General features: G+C 27.2%; 6 protein-coding genes and 2 pseudogenes. All 8 read right to left on the bottom strand.

Going from position 1 to position 5,572, the window contains the following annotated elements; translation table 11 throughout:
* Positions 1–178 precede the first annotated feature (178 nt).
* Entirely contained in the window at positions 179–403 is a 225-nt protein-coding gene (locus HMPREF3023_RS02105; protein WP_070700203.1) for a hypothetical protein, read from the bottom strand.
* 116 nt (positions 404–519) lie between these two features.
* Complete coding sequence (locus tag HMPREF3023_RS02100) at positions 520–2,001, bottom strand: HEPN domain-containing protein (protein ID WP_246829169.1); 1,482 nt, start codon at positions 1,999–2,001, stop codon at positions 520–522.
* A gap of 366 nt (positions 2,002–2,367) precedes the next feature.
* Positions 2,368–2,832 (bottom strand): annotated as a pseudogene (locus tag HMPREF3023_RS09615) (Abi family protein).
* A 48-nt stretch (positions 2,833–2,880) separates the two neighbouring features.
* Entirely contained in the window at positions 2,881–3,051 is a 171-nt protein-coding gene (locus HMPREF3023_RS09610) for a hypothetical protein (protein WP_246829168.1), read from the bottom strand.
* A 231-nt stretch (positions 3,052–3,282) separates the two neighbouring features.
* Positions 3,283–3,813 (bottom strand): HNH endonuclease, encoded by a 531-nt coding sequence (locus tag HMPREF3023_RS02090; protein ID WP_070700202.1) that lies wholly within the window; start codon positions 3,811–3,813, stop codon positions 3,283–3,285.
* Between the two features lie 176 nt (positions 3,814–3,989).
* Positions 3,990–4,547, bottom strand: coding sequence for a hypothetical protein (locus tag HMPREF3023_RS02085; protein WP_070700201.1), 558 nt, complete (start codon positions 4,545–4,547; stop codon positions 3,990–3,992).
* Positions 4,510–5,337, bottom strand: a complete 828-nt coding sequence (locus tag HMPREF3023_RS02080; RefSeq protein ID WP_070700200.1) for a hypothetical protein — start codon at positions 5,335–5,337, stop codon at positions 4,510–4,512. Before HMPREF3023_RS02080 ends, HMPREF3023_RS02085 begins: the two co-directional genes overlap by 38 nt.
* Before the next feature lie 47 nt (positions 5,338–5,384).
* Positions 5,385–5,572 (bottom strand): annotated as a pseudogene (locus HMPREF3023_RS09530) (hypothetical protein); the annotation flags it as partial.

The following is a 5,572-nucleotide window of genomic DNA, read 5'->3' as shown; positions in this document are numbered from 1 at the left end:
AATTGAAAACGAAAGTTTTTCGGGTGATGCATAAATGAATCACCCGATTTTTTATATGCCTCTATTTTCTTGAAATTAAAGTTATATATTACGCTTGACTTTAGTGATCAGTATAGATAATTTTTAAAATTTCTCAAAAACCTCGTATGTGCAAATATTTTAATAAATGTTGATACTATTAAGGCCTTAAAGCCGTAATAGGTATTACGTAAACATCATCATCTCTTTTATAAGCAAAAGGTGCTTTGGCGCATAATACCATCATAAATGATGGGTTGGACATGCTTTTTGTATCTATTTTAGATGCTAAATCTCTTAATGTATCTGCACCTTCCTCAATTAACTTATCTCCACCTAGTTTAATTTCAACTAGACCATAATCTCCGTTTCTTAGATGAATCACTCCATACCATTTTAAATCTCGCTTATCACTATAACGACAGGCTCTTACGTATAAACAGTTGTTATAATTACTTAAATTATTGCCCTAAATCATAACCAGCTATTTGTTAATAATTATTATTTTCTTAGGTTCGACTTTAAAAAAGGATACTGATATATCCTTTTATTTCTATTTTCACCATACAAAGATCTTAAGACAAAATAATAAATCACAAAATCTAAAACTAAACTGGCACTTAAAAACTCATCTGTAGTTTTAAGTCTTTTTTTATTTCTTCGATTATTTGCTCCATGAGTATAAAAATTTCTTGTATCTTTTAATCTTCGTGAGAAATTAAATATAAAGTTAGTATCTTCTTTCCAATTAGGATCCATTTCAGAAAACACAACTTTGAGTTCATCTGGAAATCTTTCCAACACTACTTCTAATTTTTCTCTCAACGTTGTACTATTCTTTTTATTTTTATCTAGACGTCTATTTACCTCTTCTTTAGTCGATTCTTCGATCTCAAGGCTATTCATATAATTTTTTATTTTTTCTTTTGCTTCATTATACTTCAAATCCTTATTAGTTAGCCTCTCCTCTTGGCCTTGTAAAAAATTGTCATAGTAGGTCTCCAACATTTTTATTTTATTTACTAGAATGGTTTCTATCTCCAAACTTGAATTCATGTTTTGATAGTATAAGTCGATGATGTACTGTAGCTTATCTTTCTCTTCAAACCATGCTTTAATCAACTCTCCATAATCGTCTTTAATATCACTTAGTCTTAAAGAATTTATTTTTAATTTAGGAGATTCATTTGAAGCTTGTCTAAATATAAGTCTACCTTTATATTTAGGACTGTGAAACTTATATTCCCCATTTCCAAGGTCTTCTATACGCATCCTGTTCATCTCGTCTTCTAAATAAAATTCAAAATAAGTATATCTTCCAAAAGTTTGTGTTAAAAAATCACTAAGTTTTAAAGTCCAATTTGCAATTTCCATAAATATTTCAATTGTTTCTGTTTTATAGTCTTTTGTATAAATTGACATGTATGATTCAGTTTTTACTTGTGCTCCCTGATGAATTACTTGATTTGCTTTAATATCCTTCTTCAAACTTATAATATATTTTCCATCCAAAATTTCAAATTTATTCTTATCAAAAAATTCATTATTATAATGTATAGTAACTCCATTTGAATTCCTTAAATTATCAAATCTCGGTAAATCAATATTGTACCAATTCTTCAAGTAATCAATTTCAAAATTTACTTTAGTAGCTATAATTTTTTCTTCAATATTAAAATCAGTATATATTGGGTCTTTATCTAATATATAAGCTACATTCGCAAGATATTTTTCTACTACGTAACCCGGAGCACTTAAAGCTCTGTTAATAATAAAACATTTTTCCAAAATTACAAACAATCCTGAACTTAAATATCCATAAATACGATATACATTCTTATCATAATCAGATCCAAATCTATTAAAACAACCATTAATGTCTAAAGTAATCCTTCCTTCTGATAACTCAAGGTTTCCTGGTATTGCCTCATCTGAAAAGGTAAAGCTATTTTTTCGAACAAATCTCCTAAGTTTAGTGCCCACATACCCTCAATGCTATAATTATTATCTAAATTGAAAGACTTAATATTTCCCATTTAACACCTTCCCAATACAAATAGATTCCTTCCTTGATAACCTATTTCAATAATCTCATTATGCCATTATCTAATATATATATAACAGCTCACTTGGAGCTGCATTTTAGTAATTATTCTTTTAGCTTATTATGCAATCATTAAATAATAATTGACCATTTTTCTATAAACCCTAAGTGCTTTAATTCGACTGATGGATATTTATTAATTAATTCTAACAAGTCAGTATGAAATTTATCGTAATAATCATCTTCCGCTAACATTTTGAGATTAATTATACTGGCAAAAATAGTATTGTTTGATATTCCTTGTCTTAAATATTCTCTATATAACTTTTTGGTGTCTTGGTTAATTTGGCTCCATACAATCTACCATAATGAGCACATATATTTCTGACATAAGATAAGTTTTCAATCCAAGATTCTAAATAAATATAGTCAACCTCGAATTCTTTGGCAATCTCTTTCTTATCTTCATTCTCCATATTCTTGTACATTTTAGAAAGTGTGCCAAAACTTGCTACCTCTATTGCAGCATAGAATGGAATCTATCCACCTTCATAATTTTCTTTGAAGTTATGTATAAAAGACGATTTCTTATTTCTTTTTATTTCTCTTTCTAATTCATTTAAGGTACTCTTCTGAAAATTCTTCTTGTAATTACTAATATCTTTATATCCAAAATTCCCATATTTTAATGAAAAGTAATTAGTAATTACAGCTCTTAAATAAACTTCTATGCGCTCTATCAAAGAAAACAAAATATGTCTAAGTTCCATGTCAAATAAATATAGGTCAACTATATTCTCAAAAGTAGTTCCATCTATTTACTTTCCATCTTCTTTTAAAGTTATACTATAGGCTTTAATAAGTCGGTAATAGGATACCCTGTTAAGCACACTTTCTACATAATCTATATCTTCAATTTGTAAACCTAAACATATTAAATTTTCAATTTGTTTGCTTACATCTATAGGAGCTTGGTAAGTTTTCTTCAAACTATTTCTCCTTATAATCAAAAGACCCGACTTGGTCCGCATTTTTAAGAGGAGTGTCGGGTACTGTTGGTTATTATAGTATAGCATCAATTATAATTTATCAATTTATTATCAACTCTCATTTTACATTTTTCTTCTATTCTATTCAATTTAAGTTCAAATCGCAAATTTATTCTGAGTATTTGTTATTAATTATAATACTATCTTATATACAAATTTTAGCTTTATTTTTTATTTAATTTCATACTTTTCCCTCAATTTTTTGATTAAAATCCTCATTAGTCCAGCTATAGTTGAAGAATTCAAATACGCTTGTCCAAAATGGTGCGTAGCATAGCTACCTATATCTTCTCCTAAAATTTCTTTAACTTCCTTGTCGGTTATAAATTCATTAAATATGGCAATGTCATCTTTAAACTTACTTTTATATATTCTCTCATATTCTTCCAAGCCTCGGTTTATCCAAAATGTATCATAGTAGGGTTCCTTATATGCTTTTAACCAATCCCACATAATTTCAGGGTCATAAACATTGGGGTTTTCTAAATGACACCTTTTACAAAGTAGGACATAATTCCGTGGAATATCTTCACCACCCAAGGATCTTGGAATTATATGACATCTCTCTAGTCTTCTTTTTGATCCACATCTCCAACATCTTTCTAATGCTTCTGATGCATCAACACTTAGATCGCTTTCATTAACTCTAGAAAACCAATAATCACATATCTCTTCTTTCGTTGTTTTAATTTTTTTAGTCATCTTTTCTCCTAATTATTTACATGCTACTTTAAATTTGCAATTATATTACAGCTTAATCTTCTAGAATATTTTCGTATTTAAGTCTTTATTCCACTTCATATACTCATTTTATATGATAAATTTTATTTTAATACCTAATATATAGCATTAATCAATATTTGTTTAGCTTGTAATGTCTAGACTAAATTCCTAGCTAAAACAACATCACTTTCATCTTGATATATTGGAATGCAATTAATATCTAGTAATTCATTTATTAAGTATATTCTATCTGATTTGTTAAGGTTTAAAATTAAAGCCTTGGACATAAAAAGTAATGTCCCTGTACCTATTATTTGTAACTTCTCTATTGTTTTTGCTAAAAAGTATTTAATAATTTGTGTTTTCTCATGAAAATCTTTCGGCTCATCTATTAAATTAAAATCATCTATTATAGCAACGGAGCCTATTCCTCCAACTTCATTACAATAAGAATTATAAGCACTTGCCACATATTCCAAATCACCAGAAACACTATCAGCTAATAATAACATATCTTCAATATTAAAAATATTAAAGGTATAAAAATTTATACTGGCTATAAACTTTTTAACTTCTACCTCGTCTTGCCATAAATATTCGAAAAAATCTATTTTTCCCAACATAATATCATCATATTCATAATCAGACGTTAGAAAAATTTCAAAATCAATTATCTCATACTTTTGAGAAAATTGATTGGATTGATATGTCATCTAAACCTCCATATTCCGGTAAAATCAATACTTTAATGTACTCAGCAATGATATCTTGATCAAGAATTTCTCCTTTAATAGCAATATGCCTTAAATCGTCTATATACTCAGATTCTTTTTCAAAATCTATTTCTTTCTGTAAATCAAACTTGTTTAACAAATTTATTTTTTCTACATTTATTGAGTTCTCCTTATAAAGATATGAAACAAATTTTAATTCTACAAAAGCTGTAACATACAAATGAGGAAAGTACATATTATTCTTCTCTTCTATAATATATTCAAATAAAATTTTGTTGTTATCGCTAGTAATGCTAATGTATTCTGTAAATTGATTAAGAATATTAGCTGTATTTCTAATATAATTCCATATATATTCTGATAAAGATAAGCAATCTTCAACTGAAGGTGGAGAATGATTTTCATGTTCTATAAGATTTCTAAGATTAAGATATTTATTTAATGTCAGTGTTTTTATAATTTCAAAATATTCTAAATCTCCTAAAAAATCTTTAGTTTTCTTTTTAGAGCTGTATTTTATATTATCAATTCCTAAATTTTTTCTTAACTCCATAGACGTTACATTAAAAGCTCTTTTAAGAGATAAGAATCCTTGGTTTAGCTTTTCTACATTATCATTACAATTTAATATAGTATTATTTGCTTCATTCCATATTTCATAAGCACTATTTAGCCCATAAATTTTACCAACATTCATAACCCTACCAATCATACAATCTTCAATAATCTTTGAATCTATCCATACATTTTCTAAAAAATTGCCTTCCATATTCACTTCCTAATTAAATAAAAATTTTTGTAGTTGGTTAATCTATCTTAGAAATTAAAGTTATACATTCCACGTGCATTATTTTTTGCTTGGGAATATAATTTTTTATCCTCGTCATTCTTGTAGGAGCACAATTTATTAATGTCATTGTCTTTGGCATTCTTTCTTTTATCTTTAAAGTTATTAGAATCTTGACTATCTTTAACTCCTGTTTTGAAATAGAATGTTAAGTCAT

Origin of the sequence: Peptoniphilus sp. HMSC075B08 (assembly GCF_001815405.1) — a bacterium.
Taxonomy (GTDB): Bacteria; Bacillota; Clostridia; order Tissierellales; family Peptoniphilaceae; genus Peptoniphilus_A; species Peptoniphilus_A harei.
Note: the sequence above shows the minus strand (reverse complement) of the source record. Positions and strands in the feature narration are given on the sequence as shown.